The 26,034-nt window shown below is 73.0% G+C and carries 20 protein-coding genes; 4 read left to right on the top strand and 16 right to left on the bottom strand.

The window, feature by feature from the left end:
* Positions 1 to 210: 210 nt before the first annotated feature.
* The 6 genes from egtD to ACFYL6_RS09315 form a co-directional block, all read right to left on the bottom strand.
* Positions 211 to 1,176 (bottom strand): L-histidine N(alpha)-methyltransferase, encoded by a 966-nt coding sequence (gene egtD / locus ACFYL6_RS09290; protein WP_387169574.1) that lies wholly within the window; start codon positions 1,174 to 1,176, stop codon positions 211 to 213.
* Positions 1,173 to 1,973, bottom strand: a complete 801-nt coding sequence (egtC, locus tag ACFYL6_RS09295; protein ID WP_387169575.1) for an ergothioneine biosynthesis protein EgtC — start codon at positions 1,971 to 1,973, stop codon at positions 1,173 to 1,175. Before egtC ends, egtD begins: the two co-directional genes overlap by 4 nt.
* 43 nt (positions 1,974 to 2,016) lie before the next feature.
* Positions 2,017 to 3,363 carry an ergothioneine biosynthesis protein EgtB gene (gene egtB / locus ACFYL6_RS09300; RefSeq protein ID WP_387170377.1) on the bottom strand — a complete coding sequence of 449 codons (1,347 nt, stop codon included), beginning with the start codon at positions 3,361 to 3,363 and terminating at the stop codon, positions 2,017 to 2,019.
* 80 nt (positions 3,364 to 3,443) lie between these two features.
* Positions 3,444 to 4,679, bottom strand: coding sequence for an ergothioneine biosynthesis glutamate--cysteine ligase EgtA (gene egtA, locus ACFYL6_RS09305; protein WP_387169577.1), 1,236 nt, complete (start codon positions 4,677 to 4,679; stop codon positions 3,444 to 3,446).
* A gap of 158 nt (positions 4,680 to 4,837) precedes the next feature.
* Positions 4,838 to 5,662, bottom strand: a complete 825-nt coding sequence (locus ACFYL6_RS09310; protein ID WP_387169578.1) for a hypothetical protein — start codon at positions 5,660 to 5,662, stop codon at positions 4,838 to 4,840.
* A gap of 16 nt (positions 5,663 to 5,678) precedes the next feature.
* A complete protein-coding gene (locus ACFYL6_RS09315) occupies positions 5,679 to 6,326 on the bottom strand; it encodes an RNA polymerase sigma factor (RefSeq protein WP_387169580.1) in 648 nt (215 codons plus the stop codon).
* Positions 6,327 to 6,843: 517 nt separating this feature from the next.
* On the opposite strand from ACFYL6_RS09315, the gene ACFYL6_RS09320 reads away from it, so the two are divergent.
* Complete coding sequence (locus tag ACFYL6_RS09320; RefSeq protein WP_387169582.1) at positions 6,844 to 8,208, top strand: protein kinase; 1,365 nt, start codon at positions 6,844 to 6,846, stop codon at positions 8,206 to 8,208.
* Positions 8,209 to 8,332: 124 nt separating this feature from the next.
* A complete protein-coding gene (locus ACFYL6_RS09325; protein WP_387169584.1) occupies positions 8,333 to 9,595 on the top strand; it encodes a nucleotide sugar dehydrogenase in 1,263 nt (420 codons plus the stop codon).
* Between the two features lie 109 nt (positions 9,596 to 9,704).
* On the opposite strand, the gene ACFYL6_RS09330 is transcribed toward ACFYL6_RS09325, so the two are convergent.
* The 4 genes from ACFYL6_RS09330 to ACFYL6_RS09345 all read right to left on the bottom strand — a co-directional run bounded on the left by ACFYL6_RS09330 (position 9,705) and on the right by ACFYL6_RS09345 (position 14,964).
* Positions 9,705 to 12,179, bottom strand: coding sequence for an ABC transporter permease (locus ACFYL6_RS09330; RefSeq protein WP_387169586.1), 2,475 nt, complete (start codon positions 12,177 to 12,179; stop codon positions 9,705 to 9,707).
* Positions 12,180 to 12,326: 147 nt separating this feature from the next.
* Complete coding sequence (locus tag ACFYL6_RS09335; RefSeq protein ID WP_387169588.1) at positions 12,327 to 12,992, bottom strand: response regulator; 666 nt, start codon at positions 12,990 to 12,992, stop codon at positions 12,327 to 12,329.
* Positions 12,989 to 14,209 carry a sensor histidine kinase gene (locus ACFYL6_RS09340; protein ID WP_387169590.1) on the bottom strand — a complete coding sequence of 407 codons (1,221 nt, stop codon included), beginning with the start codon at positions 14,207 to 14,209 and terminating at the stop codon, positions 12,989 to 12,991. Before ACFYL6_RS09340 ends, ACFYL6_RS09335 begins: the two co-directional genes overlap by 4 nt.
* A gap of 47 nt (positions 14,210 to 14,256) precedes the next feature.
* The gene (locus ACFYL6_RS09345; protein ID WP_387169592.1) at positions 14,257 to 14,964 is read right to left on the bottom strand and encodes a DUF305 domain-containing protein; all 708 of its coding nucleotides are present in this window, start codon (positions 14,962 to 14,964) and stop codon (positions 14,257 to 14,259) included.
* Positions 14,965 to 15,103: 139 nt separating this feature from the next.
* On the opposite strand from ACFYL6_RS09345, the gene ACFYL6_RS09350 reads away from it, so the two are divergent.
* Both ACFYL6_RS09350 and ACFYL6_RS09355 read left to right on the top strand, forming a co-directional pair.
* The gene (locus tag ACFYL6_RS09350; RefSeq protein WP_387169594.1) at positions 15,104 to 16,549 is read left to right on the top strand and encodes an LVIVD repeat-containing protein; all 1,446 of its coding nucleotides are present in this window, start codon (positions 15,104 to 15,106) and stop codon (positions 16,547 to 16,549) included.
* A 182-nt stretch (positions 16,550 to 16,731) separates the two neighbouring features.
* Positions 16,732 to 17,943: an SLC13 family permease gene (locus ACFYL6_RS09355; RefSeq protein ID WP_387169596.1), complete on the top strand. Its 1,212-nt coding sequence runs from the start codon at positions 16,732 to 16,734 to the stop codon at positions 17,941 to 17,943.
* A 68-nt stretch (positions 17,944 to 18,011) separates the two neighbouring features.
* Here the strand turns inward: ACFYL6_RS09355 and ACFYL6_RS09360 are convergent, their stop codons facing one another.
* The 6 genes from ACFYL6_RS09360 to ACFYL6_RS09385 form a co-directional block, all read right to left on the bottom strand.
* A complete protein-coding gene (locus ACFYL6_RS09360; protein WP_387169597.1) occupies positions 18,012 to 19,601 on the bottom strand; it encodes an asparagine synthetase B family protein in 1,590 nt (529 codons plus the stop codon).
* 4 nt (positions 19,602 to 19,605) lie between these two features.
* Positions 19,606 to 20,574, bottom strand: coding sequence for a DUF5715 family protein (locus ACFYL6_RS09365; RefSeq protein ID WP_387169599.1), 969 nt, complete (start codon positions 20,572 to 20,574; stop codon positions 19,606 to 19,608).
* Between the two features lie 216 nt (positions 20,575 to 20,790).
* Complete coding sequence (locus ACFYL6_RS09370; RefSeq protein WP_387169601.1) at positions 20,791 to 21,588, bottom strand: isocitrate lyase/phosphoenolpyruvate mutase family protein; 798 nt, start codon at positions 21,586 to 21,588, stop codon at positions 20,791 to 20,793.
* The gene (locus ACFYL6_RS09375) at positions 21,585 to 22,619 is read right to left on the bottom strand and encodes a cytochrome P450 (RefSeq protein ID WP_387169603.1); all 1,035 of its coding nucleotides are present in this window, start codon (positions 22,617 to 22,619) and stop codon (positions 21,585 to 21,587) included. The genes ACFYL6_RS09370 and ACFYL6_RS09375 overlap by 4 nt, the downstream gene beginning before the upstream one ends.
* Positions 22,620 to 22,691: 72 nt before the next feature.
* Positions 22,692 to 23,435, bottom strand: coding sequence for an ArsR/SmtB family transcription factor (locus tag ACFYL6_RS09380; protein WP_387169605.1), 744 nt, complete (start codon positions 23,433 to 23,435; stop codon positions 22,692 to 22,694).
* Positions 23,436 to 23,532: 97 nt separating this feature from the next.
* Positions 23,533 to 25,869 carry a hypothetical protein gene (locus ACFYL6_RS09385; protein WP_387169607.1) on the bottom strand — a complete coding sequence of 779 codons (2,337 nt, stop codon included), beginning with the start codon at positions 25,867 to 25,869 and terminating at the stop codon, positions 23,533 to 23,535.
* Positions 25,870 to 26,034 lie beyond the last annotated feature (165 nt).

The raw sequence follows: 26,034 nt of genomic DNA on the forward strand, positions 1-26,034 counted from the left end.
TTCCCGTTCAGGCCGGGAGGAGGTACAGGGGCGCCCTCGACCCGGCTGCAACAGCCTGAGTCGAAGGTCTCGCCCGCCCCGAGAGAACCGGGGCCGCGTGGCCGGGTGCGGAACGCACCAGTATGTCGACCACGACATTGGGGGCTACTCCCCTTCGCGTGATCAGCCTATCGGATCACCGCCCGGCCGGGCCGAGGCGGGTGAACAGGCTCACCGCGCCCGCGCCAGCGTGACGCCGAAGAGCGCGTCCGGGTCGGTCCAGAACTCCGCCGTGGCGAAGCCGGCCCTGGCCAACTCCGCGGCGATCCCCTCCGGGCGGAACTTCGCCGAAACCTCGGTCCGCAGATCCTCGCCCGCCGCGAAATCGACTGTCAGCCCCAGCACCCGCACGCTCATCGGCCGGGTCGCCCGCAACCGCATCTCGATCCACTCGTGCTCGGGATCCCAGACGGCGACGTGCGCGAACGCGGCCGGGTCGAAGTCGGCGCCCAACTCCCGGTTGATCACGTGCAGCACGTTGCGGTTGAATTCGGCGGTGACCCCGGCGGCGTCGTCGTACGCGGGCACGATCACCGACGGGTCCTTCACCAGGTCCGTGCCGAGCAACAGCCAGTCGCCGACCTCCAGCGCGGCGCGCATCGCGGTGAGGAATTCGGCCCGCTCGGCGGGCAGCAGGTTGCCGATGGTGCCACCGAGGAACACCACCAACCGCCGGCCACCCGTGGGCAGCCGGTCCAGTTGCCGGGTGAAGTCCCCCACGATGCCCCGGACCCGCAGGCGGGGATAGTCGGCGGCGATCTGGGCGGTGGACCCGCGCAGCGCACTGACCGACACGTCGAGGGGAACGAACGTGCCCAGCCCACCCCGGCGGGTGAAGGCGTCCAGCAGCAGCCGGGTCTTCTCCGACGAGCCGGAGCCCAACTCGATGAGCGTCTTCGCCCCGGTCAGCGCCGCGATGTCCGGAGCGTGCGCGGCAAGCACGGCCCGCTCGGCCCGGGTCGGGTAGTACTCGGGCAGTCGGGTGATCTCCTCGAAGAGTTCGCTGCCCCGGGCGTCGTAGAACCACTTCGGCGGCAGCCACTTCTGCCCGGCGCTCAGCCCGGCCCGGACGTCGTCGCGCAGGCCGCGCTCCAGGTCACCCTCTTCGAGGTAGATCTCCAGGGGTTCCGCGGTCATCGGTTCGCTCCTCTGTTCGACCAACCGTTGGGTGCCTGCCCGGCCTGGTGCGCCGGGACCGGCAGTGGACGTACCCGCACCTCGCCCGCGGTGGCGACGACGAGGTGCCCCTCCGGCACCGACCGCCACCCGGGATCGTCGTCGTGTGGCTCGGAGGCGAGCAGCACCGAACCCGGCGTCTCGCGGACCGACAACGCGTGCCCCGCCACGCTGGCCACCACCCGGTGCCCGTCGGTGAGCAGCAGATTGAGCCGCGACCCGGGTGCGGCGGCGGCGACGTCGGTCACCGTCCGCCCGACCGCCTCGGCCGGGTCGGCGCCCGCGCGCAACCGATGCCGCACCAGCGCCCACAGCAGCGCCGAGTCGGTGGCGGCGTCCAGGGTGAGCAGGTCACGTACCGGCAGACCGGCGGCGAGCGGCACCACGGCGTCCGGCCAGCCGCGGACCACACCGTTGTGGCTGAACAGCCAGCGCCCCTCGGCGAAGGGCGCCGCAGCGCCGTCGATCACCGCCATCCCGACAGTGGCCGAACGCACCGCCGCCAGCACCGCCGCGCTGCGGGTCACCGCCGCGAGCTGGGCGATTGTCGGATCGCTCCAGATCGGCTGCGCCCGCCGGTACCGCACCGGCTCACCCTCACCCGGGTACCAGCCGACACCGAACCCGTCGGCGTTGATCGTGCCGCCGCCCCGCATGTCCCGGGGCGCCCAGGACTGCCGCACCAACGAGTGCGGAGGGTCGAACAACAGCTCGGCGAGGGTGACCGGCGGCCCCAGGTAGGCCAGGTGACGACACATCAACGCCCCCGGCCCGCCGCCGGGCCGCCGGTCGTGCTGCCCCTCACCGGTACGACTCGTCCGGTCGCACGTCCCGCGCGCAGCGGAAACCGCTGAAGATCTGCCGGCGGATCGGATAGTCCCAGTTCCGGAAGGTACCCCGACAGGCAGAACGGTCGGTACCGAACGAGCCGCCGCGCAGCACCCGGTAGTCGTCGCCGAAGAAGACCTCCGAGTATTCGCGGTAGGGGAACGGGGCAAACCCCGGATGCCCGCCGAACGTCGTCGACGTCCACTCCCAGACGTCACCGATGAGCTGGTGCACACCCAACGGCGAGGCGCCGGCCGGGTACGCGCCCACCGGCGCCGGCCGCAGATGGCGCTGGTCGAGGTTGGCGTGCGCCTCGGTCGGGTCGTCGTCCCCCCAGGGATAACGGCGCGACCGCCCGGTCGTCGGATCCCACCGGGCCGCCTTCTCCCACTCCGCCTCGGTCGGCAGCCGCTTGCCGGCCCACGCCGCGTACGCCTGCGCCTCGTACCAGCACACATGCACCACCGGCTCATCGGCGCGGACCCGCGCCCACTGGCCGAAGCGCCGATACGACCAGCCGTCGCCGTCGGAACGCCAGTGCATCGGCGCGCTGAGCTGCTCCCGGACCCGATGGGCCCAGCCGGCCGGGCTCCACCAGCGCTGCTCGGTGTAGCCGCCGTCGGCGATGAAGGCCGCGTACTGGCCGTTGGTCACCGGGGCGGCGTCGATGACGTACGCCGGCAGGTCGACCCGGTGCGCCGGACGTTCGTTGTCCAACGCCCACGGATCGGTGTCGGTGCCCATGGTGAACTCGCCAGCCGGCACCAGCACCTCCGCACCGACCCGGACCGACGGCTCGGGTGGCGCCGGGGCATGCAGCACCGCCGGCCCCGAGCGCAGCTGGTGGGTGGCGAGCATGGTCTCGTCGTGCTGCTGCTCGTGCTGCACGATCATGCCGAAGGCGAACCCGTCGGCGACCAGCGGCCGCTCGGTGAAGGCCACCGTGTCGAGCAGGTCGTGCACCTTGTCCCGGACAGTGGCCAGGTAGGCGCGCGCCTCCGCGGGCGGCAACAGGGGCAGCGCGGGGCGGTCCCGGCGCGGCTGCTTGAACGCGTCGTACAGCTCGTCGATGTCACACCGGACCGGCTCCCGGCCCCCGACGTCCCGGACCAACCAGAGCTCCTCCTGATTGCCCACGTGGGCAAGGTCCCAGACCAGCGGCGACATCAACGGCGAGTGCTGGCGCGTCAGGTCGCCGTCGTCGACCACCTCGGTCAACAACGTCGTGCGGGCGCGAGCCCGCGCCAACTCCACAGCGATACGGTCGCGCAACTGCTCCCCGTCGACCCGACCCTCAGTACGCGACTGCGAGGCTCGCAACCCCGGCTCACTCCTCGCGCTCACTGGGCCGCCCTCCGTTCGCGACTGCGAGGCTCGCAACCCCGGCTCACTCCTCGCGCTCACTGGTCTCTCCTCTCTGCGGCGGTCCGCCGCCGACGTACACCTCGCTGGATCTCGTCGTGGGTGCTGGCCGGCAGCTCCAGTCGGGGCAGGGCGGTCAGCGCCAGGTCGAGCAGGGCCGCCGCGGCGGCGGCCAACGCCGGGTCGGCCAGACCGTGTCGGGCGGCGGCCGACCAGCGGTGCGCCACCGGTGTGGCGATCGTGCACGCCTCGCGTACGGTGCCCGGGTCGTCGAACAGGGCGGTCAGCACCGCCAGCGGCAGCCGCCAGTCCCGGTCGGGTTGGGCGTCCAGGTAGCGCAGCTCCAGGTAGCCGCGCGGCCGCACCGGCGGAAAGAGCGTGCTGACGTGGTAGTCGAGGTCATCGGTGGTGGGTGGTTGTGGCAGCGCGCCGTCGAGCCAGTCGGCGAAGGTCACCCCGGGCGGTGCGGCCCAGTCGGCGTTGTGGCGGCGCAGACAGAGCAGCGGCGCGGCGAGCACGTAGCTGATCCAGGCGTCGGTCGGGTCGTCCCCGGCGCGAGCAGGGGACCAGACCGGACGGGTCCGGGTCGGGTCGATGGCCAGCCAGGCGGCCATCCGGGCGGAGGCCCAACCGGTGCGCCGCCCGGCGTGTCGAGCGGCGGAGGCGAACGCGGCGAGCAGTGGGGGCCCGACCGCGTGGGCCGCGGCCCAGCGGTCGGCGACCTGGTCCGGTTCGCCGGCGTCGAGGCAGATCTGCAGGCCGGCGGTGCTGTACATCATCGTGCGGCCGGCCGGGCCACGACGGTCGAAGGCTCCGCGCATCGCGCGGTAGCGGGGGGTTTCCACCACCGGGCGGGGCCGTCGGTGGGGGTCGATGCCGCTGCGGCCGAGGATCAGCCCGGCGGTGGCCAGCAGGTCGGTGACCTGGGCGATGTCGGCCTCGGTGGCGCGGATCAAGGCGGCGACCGAGGGGCGGGGCGGGGTGGAGATCTCCAACTGGCCACCCGGCTCCAGGGTGACCATGCCGCCGTGTCGCAGCGGCTCGGCTGGGCTGGTGGCATCCAGCGTGGCGGGGCTGTGCCGCCCCAGCGCCGCTCGCAGCCGTGTCGCGTCGACGGGGCGGGCGGGATCGGCGGCGTCGTGCACGGTCCATTCCAGTTCGACGCCGGTGTGGGTGGGTGGGCCGGTCTTGAAGCAGATCCGAGCGAGGTGTCGGACTGCGGCTGCGGACTCGCTCAGAATGGCGCTGCGGTCCAGCTCGGGTGACGTCACCAAGGGTCGTGCCCCCTCTCCATGCGCCGGTTCCGGCACACTGTGCCACCGTAAACGGACCCACCGACACTGTCGGGGGGCGTGCACGGCGCCACCAACCTCTGTCTAACAGACGAATTTCCGATGCAGGGCGGAACCAAACCGCCGCAGCCGCCGACCGTTCAGCCGGCGGCGGGGCGGCCCGGTCGCGACGGCGACGGCGGGGCCTTCGCCGACGGGGACGGCTTGATCTTCGCCGACTCGGAGGGCGTGACCTGCGCCGGCTCGGTGGGCTTCGTCTCGGGCACCAGCCGCTGGCAGTACGCCTCGACCTCGGCGGGGCCGCCGGCGGCGGTCACCAGCCTCTGGAAGGCCGGCGTGCGCAGCGCCTTCTCCCGCTGGTCGGGCTTTTTGGCCCGCCACGCGCGGCACAGTCCGTGTAGATGGTCGGCGGGGGTCGGCCCGGCCGACGGCGTGGCGGTGACGGGCGACGGCGCGCCCGGCGAAGGGGCACCGGGGGCCACCGACCGACCGGGCTCGGCCGACCCGTGGGCGCTCTGGTGGGGCGAGGTTGACGAGCGCGACGGCGCCGGTGCGACCGGGTCGGGCGCTCGGTCCCGGGTGACCGCGGCGAAGGCGGCCCCCGCGGTGGCGGTAGCTGCCACCGCGCCGATCCAGGCCACCGCGCCGGTGGTCACCCGGCGACGGCGTGGCCGCTGCGACACGGCCGGCGCGGGGTCGGCCCGGGCGGCCCGGAACGCGGCCAGCGCGGCCTCCTCGCCGGCCAACTCGCTCGGCCGGACGGGGCCGGCCGCCGCGGCGAGCAACGCGGCCACCGGCTCGGCAGCCGGCACGCTCGGGGTGGCCAGGTGCACCTGAGGTGGTGTCACGTCCGCTTCCCCGGGCGTGCCGGGGTGACCCTGATCCAGCCTGGCATCCATCCGGGCGTGGGCCGAGTCGAGCAGCCGCTCGGTGTCGGCGTGGTCGGCCCGCCGGAACGGGTTCATCGGGAGTCCCCTCACGTCAGCCGTCCGCCGGTTCGGCGTGCGGTGCCCGCAGGGTGGAGCCGCTCCCCGTGCGCGGCGGCGGCACCCCCTCGACCCCGGCTGGTGACCCGGCTGGGCGCTGCCGCTCGAGCAGGACCGCAAGCCGGCGTAGGCCTCGGTGGGCGGCCGTCCGCACGGCGCCGGCCCGGCGGCCCAGCACCCGGCCGGCGGATCCCGCGTCCAGCCCGATGACGGCCCGCAGCAGGACCGCCTCGGCCTCCCGGGGCGGGAGGGTCGCGATCAGCGCGAGGGCGGACTCGGTACCGATCGTCTCGCTGGCTCGCTCGGCGGTGTCCGCGTCACTGGCCAGATCGACGAGCGCCTGCACCGGGACCGGGAGTGCGGGGCGGCGGCGCATCCGGCGCAGGTGGTCCATCGCGCGGTTGCGGGCGATGGTGACCGTCCAGGCCCGGAACTCGCCACCACTGAAGCCGGGCAGGTCACGAGAGATCTGGAGCCAGGTCTCGGAGGCGACGTCCTCGGCGTCCGCCCCGACGAGGGCGGTCAGATACCGCAGCAGGCCGGGCTGGAGGCTGCGGTAGAGGAAGCGGAACGCCTCCTCGTCTCCGGCCTGCGCGGCGCGCACCGCCTCCGACAGGTCGGCGGTCATTCGCGGCCCACGCATCGCCCGGGGCGTGCTGGCCCGACCCGGCGTGCCGGGGCAGGCCACGAGGCACGAGTCGTCCGCCCGATCAGCACCCGCACCGCCCTCCCCCGCTCTGATTGTGCCCGCGACCACGATTGTCGGGGCGGCGCGTCCGGGGGCCGACGCCAGGGTGGTCGATCGGCGCGCTGCCCGCCGAGGTAGCCGGGAGAGCCCGAGCCGGGCTAACGCTAAGAGGGGGCTCACGACGCGACAAGTCGGCACCGTGTCACGGAAGAGTGACAATTATCAACCCTGCGGGCGGCGCGTCGTCGTAACGGCCCGTGAGCAGGAGACGCCAACCGCCCCTGGAGGCGGTTTCTTGCCACCGTCGCGGACCTGGTTGACGAAAATTGTCGCTTTTCGTGACACCGCACATCCGCTGCGTCACCGAAGCCGAGCGTCCACACAGGTCAGGCCGGATCAGTCAGGCTGAACCAGCCGCCCGGCCCCCCTGCCACGGCGCGCCGCCCCGCGCCACTCTAGGTACGGTAATGCGGTGTTGTCTTCGGAGGTCGTGCTCAGCGGTCGCTACCGCTTGGACGAACGTGTCGCCACGGGCGGCATGGGCGACGTTTGGCGTGCCTCCGACCTGATCCTCGGCCGGCAGGTCGCGGTCAAGGTTCTGCTGCCGGCGCTGGTCTCCGATCCCGACTTCATCGCCCGGTTCCGCGCCGAGGCCCGGATCATGGCGGCGCTGCGGCACCCCGGCATCGTGCAGGTCTTCGACTGCGGCGAGGACGACCTCCCCGACGGCGGTCGGGCGGACTACCTCGTCATGGAGTTCGTCGCCGGCGAGCCGCTGTCCAAGCGGATCGAGGCGGCCGGGCGGCTCGACGTGGCCGAGACGATGTCGATCGTGGCCCAGGCGGCCGCGGCGCTCAACGCGGCGCACCGCGGCGGCATCGTGCACCGCGACGTCAAGCCCAGCAACCTGCTGGTGCAGGAGGACGGCACGGTCGTCCTGGTCGACTTCGGCGTGGCCCGCTCCACCGACATCACCAGCATCACCAGCACCAACGCGGTGCCGGGCACCGCCCTCTACATGGCTCCCGAGCAGGCCGCCGGCCGGCCGGTCAGCGGTGCCACCGACATCTACGCCCTGGGCGCGGTCACCTACTGCTGCCTCACCGGCAGTCCGCCGTTCACGGGTGACAATCCGCTCCAGGTCGCCGTGCGGCACCTGGACGACGAGCCGCCGGAGTTGCCGCACGAGATTCCGGAGGCGGTCCGCGCCCTGGTGTCGCGCGCCCTGGCCAAGGATCCACTGGAGCGGTTCACCAGCGGTGCGGCGATGGCCGAGGCCGCTCGGACGGCGGTCACCGGCGGCGAGCCGCCGACGGCGATGGCCACACCTGTCGCGTTGCGCGACGCCGGGCCGAACACCCGCACGGACGTGCCGGCCGGCGCGGCGGTGGCGGACCGGCGCCAGCGACGGCGGGGTCCGCTGGTCGGCGCGGCGGCGGCCATGCTTGTCGCTCTGGTCGGGCTCGGCGCGGCACTGGCCGCGGCGCGTAACGCCGGCGAGGACCCGGCCGTCCACCTGCCGACCAACTCGCCGACGGTGGCGCCGAGCGGCCCCGTCGACCTGCCCGCGGCGAACGAGCAGATCACCAGCGTCGACCCGGGCCGGCCCGACCGGCCGCACGTCCCCGGTAACGCCCCGTCCGCCTCGGTCACCGCCACGCCGAGCACGCAACCCAGCCAGACGGTCGGCCCGCCGACGCCGACGACGGGCGTCACCACGGCGCCGCCGACCAGCGCGGCGCCCACGACGGGCGCGCCGCCGACCAGCGCGGCGCCGTCTGATCCACCCCCCACCTCCACGGCGCCGGTCGATCCGGAGGTGCCGGCGGGCGGCTGAACCACCCGCTGGCGCCGACCCCGGCAGTCCCACCAGCACCGATATCCCCAAAACGGACTTACGTCGCCGAAGACGCCTCTAGGCTCTCAGCAGGCCATTTACACCATCTGCTGCGGGAGCCTGGGTGAGCGCTGAAAAGCTGGTCGTGATCGGTCAGGGGTACGTCGGACTGCCACTGGCCATGCGGGCTGTCGAGGCGGGGCTCGACGTGGTCGGTCTCGACGTCGACGCCGACCGGGTGAAGCGGCTCGCCTCCGGCGAGTCGTTCGTCGAGGACATCCCGGCCGATCGGCTGGGCCGGGCGTTGGGCAGCGGCCGGTACCACCCCAGCACCGAGTACACCGACGCCGACGGGTTCGACATCTGCGTCATCACGGTGCCGACCCCGCTGCGCGACGGCACCCCGGACCTGAGCTTCGTCGAGCAGGCCGGCATCGGCATCGGCCCGTACGTACGCCCGGGCTGCACGGTGATCCTGGAATCGACCACGTACCCGGGAACCACCGAGGAGCTGTTGCGCCCGCTGTTGGAGTCGGCCAGCGGGCTGACCAGCCCCGGCGACTTCCACCTCGGCTACAGCCCGGAGCGGATCGACCCGGGCAACCCGACCTGGCGACTGGAGAACACCCCGAAGGTGGTCTCCGGTGTGGACGCGGCGTCGCTGGCCCGGGTGGACGAGTTCTACCAGCGCCTCGTGGAACGCACCGTACCGGTGGACTCGACCCGCGTCGCCGAACTGACCAAGCTGATCGAGAACACCTTCCGCCAGGTCAACATCGCGCTGATCAACGAGCTGACCATGCTCTCGCACCACCTCGACATCGACGTCTGGCAGGCGATCGACGCCGCCTCGACCAAACCGTTCGGCTTCCTGCCGTTCCGGCCCGGCCCCGGCGTCGGCGGGCACTGCCTGCCGATCGACCCGTGCTACCTGTCGTGGCAGGTCAAGCGCCGCCTCGGACGGCAGTTCCGGTTCATCGAGCTGGCCAACGACGTCAACCACGAGATGCCCGAACACGTCACACAGCGGATCATGGGAGGGCTGAACCGGGACGGCCGGGCCGTCAGCGGCGCCCGACTGCTGCTGCTCGGTCTGGCGTACAAGAAGAACACCGGTGACATGCGCGACTCCCCCGCCGTCGACGTGGCGCGCCGGCTGCAGGCCCTCGGCGCCGAGGTGCACGCCGTCGAGCCGTACGCGGAGGCGCACCAGATCCCCGACGGGGTCACCGTGGTCGGGCTCACCGAGCGGGAGGTCCGCGCGGCCGACGCGGTGGTGGTGGTCACCGACCACGACGCCTTCGACTACGACCTCGTGGTCAAGCACGCCCGTTACGTCTTCGACACCCGCAACCGGTGCATCGGCCCGATGGTCGAGCGCCTGTAGACCCGGCACCGCTGGCCGGTCCCGCCGCCGGGGATGATGGCGGGACCGGCCGGCGGATGTCCGTCCGGTCTCCCGGGGTCAGACCCGACCGGTCCGGCCGCGACCGGGGTCACTGGTCGGCGAGCGCCTCGACGACCGGGCGGGACAGCGCCCGGCGGGCCGGCAACACCGAGGCGAGCAGGGCGGCCAGCACAGCGACACCGAGGATCAGCCCGAGCTGGCCGAGCGGCAGCACCACGTGGAAGTCGCCGCCGAGGCGGTCCAGCAGGGACATCGTGGACGCGCTGACCCCGGTGCCGAGCCCGATCCCGAGCACCGCGCCGACGAGCGCCATCAGCACCGCCTCGACGGCGAGCACCGCCCGCATCCGCCCCCGGGTGAGCCCGACCGCCCGCAGCACGGCGTTCTCCCTGGTCCGTTCGACGACCGACAGGCTCAGGGTGTTCGCCACGCCGACCAGGGCGATCACCACGGCCAGGCCGAGGAGCGCGGTGACGAAGGCCAGCAGCATGTCCACCGTGCCGGTGAGCATCTTCTTGTACGCGCCCTGGTCCATCAGGTTCACGGTCGGGTAGCGGCCCAGCACCGCGGCGATGGCGTCGCGGGCCCGCTCGGGGCTCACCCCGGTGGCGGGGTCGATCTCGGCCAGGTAGCCCCGCTGGGCCGGGAAGAGCGCGGCGAAGTCCTGGTCGGACAGGTCGATGACGTGACCCGCGGGCACCTCGCCGCCGGGGGTGTCGTCGGTGACCACGGCGGCCACCCGGAACGACCTGCCCCGGACGGTCACCGGGGAGCCGACCTTCCAGCCGCGTGCCCGGGCCAACTCGCGGTGCACCAGCACCTGCCCCGGCCCGACCCGGTCGGCGTCGCCGGCCAGCACCCCACTCAGCGTCCGGCCGACGAGCGCCGGGTGGGCCGCGCGGATCTCGACGTCGTCGACGACAGTGCTGCGCTGCTCGTGCACCACACCCAACTCGGGGCGGGAGGCGAGTTCACCGACCAACGCGGCCGGCAGGTCCTGACCGATTCCGCTGACCACGAAGTCGGTGCCGATCTGGGCGTCCACGCTGCGTTCGATGCCGTCCTTGGTGCTGCGCGCGCCGACCATGAACGCCGAGACCAGTCCGATCCCGATCACGAGTGCGGTGGCGGTCGCGGCGACCCGCCGCGGATTGCGCACCGTGTTGGCGACCGCCAGCTCACCGGTGGCGCCGAGCACGCGTCGTACCGGCCAGCCGAACACCCGGGCCAGCGCCGGGACGAGCACCGGCCCGAACAGCACGATCCCGAAGAAGGTGAGCACCCCGCCGACCGCCACCAGCAGCAGCTGACCGGCGCTGGCGGCGCCGGCCAGCGCGGCGACACCGATGGCGAGCACCACTGCGCCGATGCTCAGCCGTACCCGGCCAGCACCCCGGCTGGGCTGCACCGCGGCGTCGGTGAGCGCGGCCACCGGGGCGATCCGCGTCCCCCGCCAGGCCGGCAGCAGGGCGGCGCACACGGTCAGCCCGGTGCCCAGCAGCAGGCCGGTCAGCACTGTCGAACCGGTCACGGTCAGGCCGCCGGTGACCGGCACGTCCAGCCGGGACAGCAGCAGCCGCAACCCGGCGGCGAGAGCCACCCCGAACAGCACCCCGAGCGCGGAGGCGACCAGCCCCAGCACGGCCGACTCCAGCACTGTGGACCGGAAGACCTGTCCCCGGGTGGCGCCGATGAGACGCAGCAGCGCGGTCCGTCGGGTGCGCTGGGCCAGCACGATCGCGAAGGTGTTGGCGATCACGAAGCCGGCCACCACGATCGCGACCCCAACGAAGATCAACAACAGCATGCGGAACTGGTCCACGTTGCGGACCGCGTCCTCCACGGCCTCGTCGAGGATCTGCTGCCGACTCTTCACGGTGGCTTCGGCGCCGGCCACGGCGCGTACCTTCTCGGTCAGCGCCGCGACGTCGGCGCCCGGCCGGGCCGCCACCATGATGCGCCCGTAGCCCCGCTCGCCGGTGAGGGCCAACGCGTCCGGCCCGACCAGACCGACGAACGGACCGCCGACGTCGCGGGAGGTCCCGGCCGCGTCGACGGTGCCGACAAGGGTGTACGGGCGGGCCGCCCCGCCGGTGGCGCCGATCCGGACCGCCGTGCCGAGCCCGAAGCCCTGCTCGGCCGCCGTCGGGGCGTCGAGCACCACCTCCCCGGCCCGGTCGGGCAACCGGCCGGCCACCACGTCGTACGAGCGCAGCGCGTCCTCGGTGGGGATGGCCACGAGCATGGTGAAGCCGAGCACCGGGCGACCGTCGGCACCGACGATCCCGGCGGTGTTGGTCAGCTCACCGCCGGCGGCAGCCACCCCGTCGACCGCCCGCACCCGGTCGACCAGGGTCGGCGGCAACACCTCCCGGCCGGCCGAGTAGACACCCAGGTCGGTGTGGCGGTCGAAGGTGCCGGCCCGCTCGTAGGCCCCGGTCCGCATCCCGTCGACGAAGATCATCGTGCCGGCGACGAACGCGACGCCGAGCACGACGGCGAGCGCCGAGAGCAGCATGCGCAGCGCCTCGGCACGCAACGAGCGCAGGGTCAGGCGGATCATGCGGGGCTCCCGGTGCAGGTGGCGGATCGGACCCCTCCGACGCTAGGGCCGGCACCGGTCTGTCGATCTCCACCTGCGCGCTCGACCTGCGTGCGCCCCGGGTCGCGGTGCGCCCGCCAGCCGCTACGACCCAGGTCGTACGCGCTGTCATCCGCCGGGCGTGACCAGCCCGCTCTCGTACGCCAGAACGACCGCCTGAACCCGGTCGCGCAGCTGGAGCTTGGCCAGGATCCGCCCGACGTGGGTCTTCACCGTCGCCTCGGCCACGTGCACCCGGGCGGCGATCTCCGCGTTGGACAGACCCTGGGCGACCAGCAGCAGCACCTCCCGTTCCCGTTCGGTGAGCTGCGTGAGCCGAGGATCGGCGGTCGGGGCGGCACCGAGCTGGCCGGCGAACCGGTCCAGCAGGCGCCGGGTGATCGACGGAGCCACCACCGAGTCCCCCTGGGCCACCACCCGGATCGCGGCCAGCAACTCCTCCGGCGGGACGTTCTTGAGCAGGAAGCCACTCGCCCCGGCCTGCAACGCCGCGAACGCGTCCGCCTCGGTGTCGAACGTGGTCAGCACCAGCACCCGAGGGCCGCCGGCGGGCCGCTCGGCGCAGAGCCGCCGGGTCGCCTCCACCCCGTCCATGGTGGGCATCCGGATGTCCATGACGACGACGTCGGCCTCGGTGCGGGCGAGCACCCGCAGGGCGTCCGCGCCGTCGATCGCCTCCCCGACGACCTCCAGGTCGGGCTGGGAGTCCAGCACCATCCGGAACCCGGCGCGGACCAGCGCCTGGTCGTCCACGATCACTACCCGGACCGTCATGCCGCGATCACCTCCGTTGCCGGCTCTGACGGTAGCGGCAGCCGGACCTCGACCTGCCAGCCCCCGGCCAGCCGGGGACCGGCGGTGAGGCTGCCGTCGTACACCGTCACCCGCTCCCGCATGCCGAGCAGGCCGTGACCCCCGGACGGCGCCGGGCTGACCAGCGGGCGGCCGCGGCCGTCGTCGACCACCCGGACCACGACGGCCTCGGCGGTGTACGACAGGACGACCTCGACGCCGGCGCCGACCCCGGCGTGCTTGAGTGCGTTGGTCAGCGCCTCCTGCACCACCCGGTAGACGGTCAGCTCCAGGCCCGGCGGCAGGGCCGGTGGCGCACCGGTGACGGTGCTGCGGACGTGCAGGCCGGCGTCGTCGAACCGGGCCAGCAGGTCGGGCAACTCGGCCAGGGCGAGGCGCCGGTGCTCGGGATCGGCCGCCACCGCCAGCCCGTCGGCCCCGTCCGCGCCGGCCGGGCCGGCGTCGCGCAGGACGCCGACGAGCCGGCGCATCTCCTCCAGCGCCTGCCGGCCGGTGTCCGCGACCACCTTCACGGCGGTACGCGCCTGGGCGGGGTCGCGGTCGAGCATGAACCGGGCCCCGTCCGCCTGGACGATCATCACGGCCATGCTGTGCGCGACCACGTCGTGCAGCTCACGGGCGATCCGGGTGCGCTCCTCGGCGACCGCCGCCCGGGACTCGGCCTCCCGCTCGCGTTCCAGGGTGGTGGCCCGCTCCTCCAGGCTGAGCACGTAGAGCCGGCGGGTCCGCACGTTCAGCGCGACCAACCACACCGCGCCGGTCACCAGCGCGTACCACAGCGCGTTCACCCACCACTGGATGACGTTGGGGGTCTGTGCGGCGGCGAGCAGCACGCCGACCGCCGCGACCGCGCCGGCCAGCACACCGTCGCGCAGCCGCCGGCCGTACTTCACCACGCTGTAGAGCGCGATCAGGACGGCCACGTCGTAGATGAGCGGCCCCCACCGGGCGACCACCTGGACCAGGGCGAGCACCGCGACCGCCACCGTCACCGCGCTCGGGTGGGTGCGGCGGAACAGCAGCGCCACCGCCATTCCCAGGCCGACCGCCGTGGCCGCCCAGCCGCCCGGCTGGTTCACCGCCGCGGCCACGGAGACGAGCACCACCAGGGCGGCGACGGCCACGTCGAAGGCGACGCCACGCAGCGGGCGACCGAACAGGGTGGGTCTCACGGTCACCCAGCGTACGTGCCGGAACGCTCGGCCCTCGCGCCCCGCGCCCGGGCTCAGCGGGCGAGGACCTCACGCATGCGGTCGATCTCGACGGTCTGCTCGGTGGCGACGGAGTTGGCGAACTCGTTGAGCGTCAGGTCGGAGCCGACCTTGAGCAGGTCGGTGGCCATCTCGATGGCGCCCTGGTGGTGCTCGGTCATCATCCGGACGAAGAGCCTGTCGAAGTCCGCGCCACGGGTCGCGGCGAGCTGCCGCATCGCCTCGGGTGACTGCATGCCGCGCATGGCGCCGTGGTCGTGCCCCTGAACCTCCGCCGGGAGGCCCCGGGTCTGCAGCCAGCCGCGCATCATGCCCATCTCCGGCCCCTGGCTGGCCCGGATGCGCTCGGCGATGGCCCGGACGACGGGGTCGGCGGCCCGCTCGGGGGCGAGCTCCGCCATCGCCAGGGCCTGCGCGTGGTGCGGGATCATCATCCGGACGAACCAGACGTCCAGCGAGTTGTGCGGGGCGGGGCCGGCGTCGCGGACCTCGTGCGCCGGGCGGGTGGCCGCCGTCTCGCCCGGACGGCCGGGCGCGATGACGGTCAGGTCGGTGGGGACGGGGCTGGCCGTCGGCGACGGGGCGGAGGTGGCGGGCGCGGAGACCGGCTGCGCGGCGCCGGTGCCGGCGTCGTCACCGAGGCGGATCATGAGGAACGCCACCAGCGGCACCACGAGGGCCGCTGTGACGATCGCCAGGGTTCGTGCGCGCCGGTTGGTCATGGGCCACTCCCTGGAGTCGAGGTCACCGCGATGCTATCCATTGAAGAAGCCACTGTGATGTGAACCAGCTCACATCGACGTTCTTCGCGGAACTGTAACGTGTCAACCATCGTCTCCCCCTTGCGAAGGGCCCCCGCCGATGATCAGATTCCACAAGCCACGGTTACGACAACTGCGTGTCGTGGCTCTCGCCACGACCGGCCTCCTCGTCGCCAGCGTGCTCATCTCCCCGGCGAGCAACGCCCAGGCGCTGCCGCAGGCGGCGCCCGCTCCCGCGCTCACCAACGAGATCCCCGGCGTCGACGAGATCGTGAGCAGCCCCAACCTGCGCCAGATCGCCAACGTGCCGAAGGTCGCCCCACTGGACGCGACCAACAGCGACATCGCCTTCCAGGGCAAGTACGCGTTCGCCGGCAACTACAACGGCTTCGTCATCTACGACATCTCGCGGCCCAGCGCGCCGACGGTCAAGGCCCGGGTGCTCTGCCCGGGGTCGCAGAACGACATCTCCGTCCACGGTGACCTGCTCTTCCTCTCCACCGACTCGTCGCGCAGCGACGACTCCTGCAACAGCACCGCGCAGGGAGCGGACGTGAAGGGCTCGTGGGAGGGCATCAAGGTCTTCGACATCAAGGACAAGGCCAACCCGCGCTACATCAAGTCCGTCGAGACGGCCTGCGGCTCACACACCCACACCCTGGTGCCGGGCAAGGACCGCAAGGCCATCTACCTGTACGTCTCGTCGTACAGCCCGCGGGCCGAATTCCCGGACTGCCAGCCGCCGCACGACTCCATCTCCATCATCAAGGTGCCGGTGAAGAAGCCGACCGACGCGGCCGTGGTCGCGACGCCGAACCTCTTCCCGGACGGTGGCTTCCCCGGCAGCCAGACCGGCTCGGCGACCACCGGTTGCCACGACATCACCGCCTACCCGTCGAAGGACCTGGCCGCCGGCGCCTGCATGGGTGACGGCATCCTGCTCGACATCAAGAACCGCGAGGCGCCCCGCGTCATCAACCGGGTCCGGGACGAGGTCAACTTCGCGTTCTGGCACTCGGCCACCTTCAACAACTCCGGCACCAAGGTCATCTTCACCGACGAGCTGGGTGGTGGCGGGGCGGCGACCTGCAACGAGGCCATCGGCCCGAACCGGGGCGCGGACGCCATCTACGACATCGCCGGCCGCGGCGACGCTCGGACGATGACCTTCCGCAGCTACTACAAGATCCCCCGGGCGAACGCCGACACCGAGAACTGCGTGGCGCACAACGGCTCGCTGATCCCGGTGCTCGGCAAGGACATCATGGTCCAGGCGTGGTACCAGGGTGGCATCTCGGTCTGGGACTTCACCGACTCGGCCAACCCGAAGGAGATCGCCTTCTGGGAGCGCGGCCCGCTCTCGGCCGACACCTTCGTCGGCGGTGGCACCTGGTCCGCGTACTACTACAACGGCCACATCTACTCCAACGACATGGTCAAGGGCCTGGACGTCCTGGAGCTGAACGACTGGCGCACCTGGACGGCCAAGCTGACCCGCTACCAGGAGCTCAACGTGCAGACCCAGCCCAGCTACCTGGGCTGGTAGGCACCGCACACGACGCCGGGCCCGGCCCCCGATCTTCGGGGGTCGGGCCCGGCCCGTTGCGATGCCAGGCTCGTCGGGCGCGGGCGCGGGCGCGGGCACGGTCGGGGCGGGCGCGGTGGGGTCCGTCACCAGGATGGGGGTTGCGAACGGGCTGGCCAGACGCTGTGCGAACGTGACCAGACGTGACCCTTGCCGCCCCTCCCGAACCGACCACGCGCTGGCGGCCCCACCCGCTGGACCTGGTGGCGGGCGTCCTCGCCGTGGTCGGCGCGGCCTGCGCGCTGAGTGGGCTGCTCCCCCGCGCGGAGACCACCGCCACCCTGCACCGGATCCTGCCGCTGCTGCTGTTCCTCGGCACCGTGATCGTGCTCGCCGAACTGACCGCCGTGGCCGGTGTCTTCGACGTGCTGGCCAGCCGGCTGGCCATCGCCTCCCGGGGCAGTTGGGCCGTGCTGTTCCTGCTCTGCGGTGGTCTCGCCACGCTGACCACCCTCGTGCTCAACCTCGACACCACCGCCGTGCTGCTCACCCCGGTGCTGCTCGCACTGGCCCGGAACCTGCGGATCCCCGCCGCCCCGCTCGCCGTCACCACGGTCTGGCTGGCGAACACCGCGAGCCTGCTGCTGCCGGTGTCCAACCTGACCAACCTGCTCGCCGCCGACCGGGTCGGGCTGGCGCCCCTGGCGTACGCGGCCCGAATGGCGTTGCCGCAGCTCGCCGCCGTGACGGTCACCATGGCCCTGCTCTGGTTCGGGTGGTGGCGACGGGAGCGGCCGGCCGGTGGGCGTTTCGTTCCGCCGACCCGACACGTGGCGGCCGACCCGGTGCTGCACCGTACGGCGCTCGTCGGTTGCCTGCTCTTCGTCGCCGGCATCCTCGCCGGCGTGGAGATCGGGCTCGCCTCCACCGTCGCGGTCGCGCTGGTGTTGGTCGGGTTCCTCGTCCGCTCCCCCGCCACGCTGCGCCCGGGGCTGGTCCCGGTGCGCCTGCTGTTCTTCGTCACCGGCCTGTTCCTGGTGGTGCAGACCCTCGGCCGACACGGGCTGGACGACCTGGTCGGCACCCTGCTCGGCGCCGACGGTGGCGCGTTGGGCGCCCTGCGCGCCGGTGGCACCGGAGCCCTGCTCGCCAACGCGGTGAACAACCTGCCCGCCTACCTGGCCGGCGAGTCGGTACTACCGACCGGTGACCACACCCGGCTGCTGGCCCTGTTGATCGGCACCAACGTCGGCCCGCTGGCCGCCCCCTGGGCGTCACTGGCCACCCTGCTGTGGTTCGAGCGCTGCCGGGCGGCCGGGGTGGCGGTGCCGGTGACCCGGTTCGTGTTGACCAGCACCCTGCTCGCGGTCACCGCGACTCTCACCGCGGTCGGCGCGCTGCTGCTGGTGACCTGAGCGCCCTCGGCGGCGCGGCCGGCCGGCTCGGTCGGTGGGCGGGTCAGGCGTGGCGTGCGGGGCGGCCGTCAGTGCCGGGCCGGGCGCGGGCCGACCAGCCGGCGGACCATCGGAGCGGCGTTCCACTTGGCCGCCCCGACGAGGTCGCGGGCGTGCTCCAGGACCGTGTAGTCGGGTCGGGTCAGCCCGTCGGCGATGGCCCGGTCCAGGTCGTTGCCGCAGCGGCTCAGCACGGTGTCGAAGTCGCGACGCACCGGCTCCTGCAGGTCGTAGCCGAACGAGCGGTGCAGCCGGGCGAAGAGCGGCTTGTACAGCCGGACCCGCTCGTGCAACCCGGACGAGTACGACATCGGGTTCTTCGGACGGCGGAGGATGTAGTCGGGCAGCACGTCGGCGAACGCCCGCCGGACGATCCACTTCTCCTGCCCGTGGCGCAGCTTCAGATCGACCGGCAGCCGCATCGCCAGCTCCACCACGCTGAGGTCGAGGAACGGCACCCGGGCCTCCACGCCGTGCCCCATGGCGGCCCGGTCGACCCGCTGCAACTCGGTGCGGCACAGGTTGCGGATCCGGTGCAGGAACAGCCTGCGGGCCGCCTCCGGGCCCACCCGGTGGTACATCGGGTACCCGCCGAACAGCTCGTCGGAGCCGTCACCGGTCAGCACCACCTTGATGCCCAGGTCGCGGAGCCGCCGGAAGATCGGCACCGAGACGACCGCGTTGATGATGTCGCCGTACTCGGTCAGCTCGGAGATCCGGATGGCCTCCCGGACGTCGGCGAGCCGGATGTCGCGCGGACGCAGCTCGACCACCACGTGCGGCACGTCGAGGTCGGCGGCGAGCCGCCGGGCGTACGCCACGTCGGGGCTGTCCGCCACACCGACCGTCACCGCGACGCAGTCCGGGTGGATGTCGCGCACCTGCCGCAGGGTCAGCGAGCTGTCCAGGCCACCGGAGAGCACCACCCCGACGGTCAGGTCGGTCTCCACCCGCATCCGGATCGCGTCGCTGAGCGCGGCGCGGACCAGCAGCGCGGCCTCGTCCGGGTCGTCGATGACCGGCAGGCCGTCGCCGATGGTGAGCAGGTCGACGTACGGGCCCAGTCGTACGTGCCCGTCCGCGTCCGCCCAGCCGTGGTGCCCGGGCGGCACCTCGGCGATCGGGGCGCCGTGCCCGACGAGCGCCTTGACCTCGGAGGCGAGGTGCAGGCAGCCGGGCCGACGGGACCAGTACAGCGGCTTGACCCCGAGCGGGTCGCGGGCGAGGTACGCCCGGCCGGTGGCCCGTTCGACGACCGCGAAGGCGTACTCACCGCGCAGTCGGGTCACCGCCGCCTCGCCCCACTGCTGGAACGCGGCGAGCAGCACCTCGGTGTCGCTCTCGGTTCGGAAGGCCTGCCCCAGGCGGGTCAGCTGCGCCCGCAACTCGCGGTAGTTGAAGATCTCGCCGTTGAAGCAGAGCAGCCACCGCTCGTCGGTCGAGGTCCACGGCTGCACGGCCCGGTCCCGGTCGACGACCCGCAGCCGGCGGGTGCCGGCGAGCAGCCCGTTCTCGGAACGGGTCTCGGTGACCTCACCGCGCGGGGCCAGGACGGCGAGCATCCGCCGGAAGGTAGCCGGGTCGGCCTCGGGCCCGATGCTCAACGCGATGCCGCACACCGGCTCAGACCCCCATCTCGGCCTCGTACGCCCGGCGCAGTCGACGCCGGGCGGTGGGCGCGAGACACAGGTGCCAGGCCTGCCCCTCGTCGATCACGTTCAGCTCGCCGGCCTCCTGCCGGCTCAGCAGCAGCTCCGCCAGGGCGTCCCGCGCGCCGAAACGCTCGAACCAGGCCAGCTCGACGTCGACCGAGTAGCCGAGGCAGTGCCCGCTGGGCAACATCGCCGCGTATCCCAGGCGGCGCAGCCGGTACTGGTGCTCGGCGCTGCGGACCAGGCTGGTCACCCACAGCGGCGGGGTGGCCGGCGGCGCGACGGTGGTGAACTCCCGTCCGATGTCGTTGAGCAGCGCCACCACCTCGCGCCGGGCGCGGCGGAACAGCAGGCCCGCGGTCTGCGGGGTGGAGTCGGGTCGCAGCCGGCGACGCAACCCGCGCGCGGCCCGGCCCAGCATCGTGGCGGGCTGCTCCTGGTAGCGGAAACGCAGCAGGTCGCGGCGGCGCAGCCACTCCAGGTCGACCAGCTCGGCGCTGCCGTTGACCTGGTCGTCGGTGACGAAGGTCGGCGCGTCCTGCCACCACAGCACGTCGATGCGGGAGAGCAGGTAGATCCGGACCAGTGCGCTGAGGTCCCTCGCGGAGGTGCGGTCGTTCGGCTGGTAGCGGGCCATCTCCAGCAGCAGCGTCTCGCGCGCGCCGATCAGCCCCTGCGGGGTGGCGTCGAGGACCGCGGCGAGCGCCGGCTCCCGCAACCGCTCGTCGATGAGCACCTGCCGGGCCCGGGTGCTCGCCGCGTCGGCCAACGCGCCGACCTCGACCAGCAGTTCGGCGACGGCGGTCCGGTACGCGGCCAGGTCGGGCGCGGGGGCGGGAACGCGGCGGGGGGTCGCGCCGGACGGTCGGCGGCGGGCCGGAGCGGTGGGCGACGGAGGCGAACCGGGCTGCTGTCCCGGGCTACGGCTGGGCACTCGCATGACGGGGTCCCTTTCTCCGGTCACGGCGCTGGGTGACTCGCCCTGAAACACACCGTAATCATCGGGAAGAGAACGGACCGAACATTCCTCCTATTCCCCCCGAACGGAGCGTGAGCGGTGCACCGCCCGCCGGTGTGTGGTCCTGGGTTGGGGGCGCTTTGGAGCTGATGTCGTCAACGAAGCAGGGCCCGCCGGCTGGGCAAGCGGCCGCCACCGTCACTCGCCGTCCGTCGGCACCAGGGTCTGCACCTCGGCGTACGACGGCAGTCCCGCCGGTGTGGTGGGCCCCCCGAGTCGGACGGCGTCGGCGACGGCGAGCGCGGCGCCCAGCGCGGCCCGGAACAGCAGCGAGCCGGTGCTGACCCGGGCTACCCCGGCGCCGCCCAACTCGGTCAGCCCCGGCCCGCCGGGCTGGTACAGCGCGTTCACCGGCGCGTCGATCCGCTCGGCGAGCACCCGCAGTGTCGCGCCGTCGACGGTGCCCGGCACGAAGATCCCGTCCGCCCCGGCCGCCCGGTAGGTCCGGGCTCGGGCGAGGGCCTGCGGCAGCGGGTCGGCCACCGGCAGCCACCACGTGTCGGTGCGCGCGTTGACGAACAGGTCCGGCACCGCCGCCTTCACCGCCGCGACCTTGTCGGCGACGCACTCGGGTTCGGCCAGGGTGCCGTCGGGGCGCCCGTCCTCCAGGTTGATCCCGACCACGCCGAGCCCGGCCAACTCCGCCACGTACTCGGCTACCTCGGCCGGGTCGTCGCTGAACCCGGCCTCCACGTCCACGCTGAGCAGCGCCGGCAGTCGGGCCAGCCGGCGGGCCAGGGCGAGGGTCTCCGCCGCGGTGGCCGCCGCGCCGTCGGGAAGGCCGGCGGTCGCGGCGACCCCGAGGCTGGTGGTGCCGACGGCCGGATACCCACGCGCGGCGAGGGCCGCCGCCGAGGCGTGGTCCCACGCGTTCGGCAACAGCAGAGGACGGCCGGCGCGGTGCAGGGCGTGGAAGGCGGCACGACGTTCGATCATCGGACGATCACCTCCAGATTCGTTGGCACGCGCAGGGTCGGGTGTGGCGTGTGGCGCAGCGGGGTTGGGCCGCGCCGGCACCGTTCCCGCAGCACGTCGAGCACCCCGGTGGCCAGCGCCAGGGCGTGCCGGTCGCCGGGGCAACCCCGCTCCCCCGTCCCGAAGGTCAACAGGCCAGCTCCGGGCCGACCGGGTTGGAACCGCGCGGGCTCGGTGAACGCCTGCGGGTCACGGTTGGCCGCGTCGAAGCGCAGCAACACGGGGCTTCCCGCCGGCAGGTCCTGCCCGCCCAGCCGTACCCCGTCGACGGTGACCCGTCGGGTGGCCCGGACCGGCGGGTCGAGGCGTAGCACCTCGGCCAGCAGGTCGGCGGTTCCTGCCGTGGTCGGCGCTTGCGGAGTGGCCGGGGGCAGCAGGTGATGGGCGGCGGCGCCGATCAGGCCGGCGGTCGCGTCGCACGCCTGGACCAGCAGACCGATCAGGTTGGCCCGTACCGCCGGCGGACCCTGCGGCGCGAGCGCCAGCAGCGCCGCCACCGCCCGGTCGGCCCGCGCGGTCAGGGCCGGGTCCACCCCCGGGTGGTACGCCGTCGCGACGACCGCGACCGCCGTCCCGGCGGCTGCCGGATCCGCGAAGCCGAGGCGATCGGCCAACGCCCGCAGCGGTACCGGCCGGGCCAGTTCCCGTATCACGTCGAAGCAGTCGCCGGCGCGGTCGAGGACGTCCATGGTCAGCCGCGCCGCATCGTGTCGTAGGTTGTCGGGGTTCAGCGGGGCCAACGCCGCCACGACGACCGCCCGACGCTCACCGTGCCGTTCCGGTGGACTGAACCGGCTGACGGTGGCGCGCAGCCAGGCGAGGGTGCCCGGCCGGCCGGTGCCGACGGCCGGCACCTGGAACGCCGGATCGGTCAGCGCGGCACGCAGATCAGCGTGGCGCGTCACCGTCCAGCCGCGCTCCGGTTCGAACGAGGGCGGCCCACACGCCGGTGTTCCCGGGGCGGGCGCGATGACGGGCCAGTTGTCGGTCACCGCCCGACCGTAGGGCGGGAACGTTTCGCCCCGCACCGAACGAATCTGCCGCGGTCACCTGCGGATCGCCCGTCAGGCGCGGCCGCTGGTGGGCGGCGGGGCTACCGGCGGGTCGAGGGTGTGTTCGGGGATGGCCAGGGCAGCGGCCAGGCCAGGGCGGCCGGTGGGCGTGAGACGGACGGCGCGGCCCGCGCCCTGGCTGATCCAGCCCAGGTCGGTGAAGCGGCGGCAGAGCGCCGCGCCGAGCGCTCCGGCCAGGTGTGGGCGGCGTTCGGTCCAGTCCAGGCAGTCGCGGACCACCGGGCGGCGGGCGGCGCGCAGCACGTCCACGGGTACGCCCAACCCGGCCGCCCAGGCCCACCCGTCGGGCGTCAGCGTCAGCCCGCTGGACCGGTCGAGTCGACGCTCGCGGAGCAGCGCGTCGTACATCAGCACTCCGAGCCGTCCGGCGAGGTGGTCGTAGCAGGTCCGGGCGTACGCCAGGGAGGCGGTGGCGGTCGCCGCGCGCAGCGACCCGGTCGGTGTGGGCGCGGCCGGGGCGTGCCCGGCCAGGTCCTCGATCAGCTGGGCCACCGACGGCCCGGCCAGCCGCAGGTAGCGGTGCCGGCCCTGCCGTTCCTCGACGAGCAGCCCACCACGGACGAGTCGGGTGAGGTGGTCGCTGGCCGTCGACGGGGCGACCCCGGCGCGCCGGGCCAGCTCACCGGCCGTCCACGCCCGCCCGTCGAGCAGCGCCAGGCACATTCCGGCGCGGGTGCCGTCGGCCAGCAGGGCCGCCAGCTCGGCCATCCCCCGGCCCTCGGTGCCAACGCTCATCGCCCCAGTCTAGGAAGGCAGGCGCCGAGCCGGTGAACAGCGACCCGGGGCCCTCCGTCACGTGGACGAAGGCCCCCGGGGCTGGTGGTGCCGAGAATCAGGCCGGCGGCGTCGGGATGAGGTGCGCGGCGAAGCTGACCGCGGACGGGCTCACCTTCGCTGCCGCCATCCCGCCGGGGGCGGCGAACCGCCGGTCCAGCGCGATGGTGGTGTTGTTCCGGTTGCGGTAGACCACCACGAAACCGGGTCCGCCGGAGTTCTGGATCGGCGCGATGGTGGGATCGGTGGCGGCGGTGGCGGCGGTCGGGTCGCCGGGGTTCTCGTACAGGCGCAGCCACTCACCCCAGGTGCCCGAGCCCTGCTCGGTCTCGTACACCCGGTACATCTCGTTGTCGGACCCGCGGGCGACGACAACGATCCGACCAAGAGCCGGGTCGAGGATCGCGGCCGGGGAGCCGGCCGCGGTGAACGTACCCACCGTCTGCCAGGTGCTCGGCCAGGCCCCACCCAGCTCCTGCTTCTTCATGACCACCGAACCGTCGGCGGCACGGACCACCACGCCGGTGCGGTAACCCTGGTTGAGGAAGGCGGCCGGCACACCGGTCACGTTCCCGCCCAGGTCGGTCCAACCGCTGAGGGTGCCGTCGGTGGAGTAGACCGCGGTCTTGATGGTGCCGGTCATGGTGGTGGCAACCAGCCGGACACCGGTGTCAACCTTCACCACAGTGACGCCGCCGGTGAGGTCGACGTCACCGAGGCTCTTCCACAACGCACTCGTCCCAGTCTGGCGGTAGTGCCACAGGCGACCATCGACGTCCACCCCGAAGATCACGCCGGTGCCGTCGGCGAGGGTGACCGTGGCGGGCCTGCCCACCATGGTGCCGCCGAGGTTTCCGGTCGTCGCCCAGGTCGCCGCGTTCGCCGCCGTCTGGGCGCCGGTCCACACGGTGCCGTTGGTGTGCAGGGCGCTGATCTGCACCTGCTTGCTGCCGCTCTGCACGTTCAACGCGGGCTGCCCGGTGAACGCCTCCGCACCGAACTGCGGGATGTGCTGAACGCTGCTGAAATCGTCCGGGTTCTGCTGGTGGACGACCCGTACCTGACCGTTGTTGTCGGTGTGCGCGTAGACGATGACCCCGAGCGAGCTGCCGTCGCTCGGCTCCCCCTGCAACGCCGTCGAGCGGGTGAAGGATTCAGTTGGCAGGAACGGCATCGGGTCGGCGTACCAGCCCTGCAGATCGACCACGATGTGCACGGTCCCACTGCTGGCGTTCCTGATTTGGACCTTCCCCTCGGTGCCCAGCTTGGTCACCACGAGGCTGGACCGGGCGACGTGCGCGGCGGGGAAGTTCGTCGTCGACGCGGTGTTCAGGGCGCTGCCCAGGGGCGTGACGTTGAAGAACCCGTCAACCGTCGGGGCGACCGCGTGCACATTGAGGACGGCGGCGGCGATGCCACGGGTCGGCAGGCCGTTGGTGCCGGCGACCGCGACATCGACGGTGCCGTAGGCGGGCACCGGCTGGGCGCCACTGGGGAAGCGGCTGTCGTACAGGGTGGTCGCCGGAACCATGCGCAGGCCGGCGCCGGTGGTCGGGCTGCCGGTCCAGTAACCCTGGACGGTGATGGCGACATGTACGGCCGAACCGCGATTCTCCAACGTCACGGAGCTGGCACCGGGGTTCAGTTTGACGACCATCCCCATCGAGGTGGCGCCCTTGGCGTAGTCGATGCCGGTCTCCGCGGCCGTGCTCGACGCGACAGTCATCCAACCGTTGCCGGTCGCGCCGATCACCACGACGTCCAGCATGACCGCCGTCGCGGAACTGGGCACCAGCCCACCGCCGTAGATGTTGGCGGTACGCGTTCCACGGCTGGGCATCGTGCCGGCGGTGATCCCCTGTCCGGTCCGGGTGTCGACCACCCGCGTGTGGTTCACCGGCACGAATCCGGAACCGGTGCTGCCGGTGGCGGTGGTGAAGTAGCCCACCACGTCAACTCTGATGTGGACGTCACCGCCCGCGTTGCGCACCGCGAGCTTGCCGTTCGTACCGGGCTTGACCACCGCCGAGTTGGTCATGACCTCACCGATCGAGGCGTTCATGGCCGAGGCCTTCGGGTCCGTCAAGTCCGGGTAGATGGTCAGGAACGTGTTGGCGGTCGGGTAGATCGCCGTCACGTCGACCATCAACGCGCTGACCCCGCTGGTAGGGATACCGGCGATGCCGACGGCGTTGAACGTGGTGACAGACTTGGCGCCCCGAACTCCGGTAGTGCCGCCAGTGCCGTCCCGGGTGTCCAGAAGGGGGACGCTGTCAATCGGTACGAAGTCACCACCCCTGCCGGCGGCGTCGGCGCTGGCCCCCGACGGCGCGACGAGGACAGCCGCAGCCGCGACAAGACTTATGACGAGCGTCTTGACGGCCAATTTCTGCAACGACAAAGCTCGGGCAGATCTCAAATTATCAGCCTCCAGGCAGTAAGGGATCACCCCGGCAGCGAATTATCCGCGTATAGCCGGCGAGGTTAACGGTCGAACTTCTGCGGCAGAAGGCCGCTGTCCCACAACTCATCCAACGTCCGGAAGAACTCCGCGCCCTTA

This window comes from Micromonospora sp. NPDC007208, assembly GCF_042869175.1.
GTDB lineage: Bacteria > Actinomycetota > Actinomycetes > Mycobacteriales > Micromonosporaceae > Micromonospora > Micromonospora foliorum.

Excerpts from the sequence above, each read along its gene's own strand:
- egtD (WP_387169574.1), bottom strand. The coding sequence starts at position 1,176 with ATGACCGCGGAACCCCTGGAGATCTACCTCGAAGAGGGTGACCTGGAG.
- egtC (WP_387169575.1), bottom strand. The coding sequence starts at position 1,973 with ATGTGTCGTCACCTGGCCTACCTGGGGCCGCCGGTCACCCTCGCCGAG.
- ACFYL6_RS09310 (WP_387169578.1), bottom strand. The coding sequence starts at position 5,662 with ATGAACCCGTTCCGGCGGGCCGACCACGCCGACACCGAGCGGCTGCTC.
- ACFYL6_RS09315 (WP_387169580.1), bottom strand. The coding sequence starts at position 6,326 with ATGCGTGGGCCGCGAATGACCGCCGACCTGTCGGAGGCGGTGCGCGCC.
- ACFYL6_RS09330 (WP_387169586.1), bottom strand. The coding sequence starts at position 12,179 with ATGATCCGCCTGACCCTGCGCTCGTTGCGTGCCGAGGCGCTGCGCATG.
- ACFYL6_RS09335 (WP_387169588.1), bottom strand. The coding sequence starts at position 12,992 with ATGACGGTCCGGGTAGTGATCGTGGACGACCAGGCGCTGGTCCGCGCC.
- ACFYL6_RS09345 (WP_387169592.1), bottom strand. The coding sequence starts at position 14,964 with ATGACCAACCGGCGCGCACGAACCCTGGCGATCGTCACAGCGGCCCTC.
- ACFYL6_RS09350 (WP_387169594.1), top strand. The coding sequence starts at position 15,104 with ATGATCAGATTCCACAAGCCACGGTTACGACAACTGCGTGTCGTGGCT.
- ACFYL6_RS09365 (WP_387169599.1), bottom strand. The coding sequence starts at position 20,574 with ATGCGAGTGCCCAGCCGTAGCCCGGGACAGCAGCCCGGTTCGCCTCCG.
- ACFYL6_RS09370 (WP_387169601.1), bottom strand. The coding sequence starts at position 21,588 with ATGATCGAACGTCGTGCCGCCTTCCACGCCCTGCACCGCGCCGGCCGT.
- ACFYL6_RS09380 (WP_387169605.1), bottom strand. The coding sequence starts at position 23,435 with ATGAGCGTTGGCACCGAGGGCCGGGGGATGGCCGAGCTGGCGGCCCTG.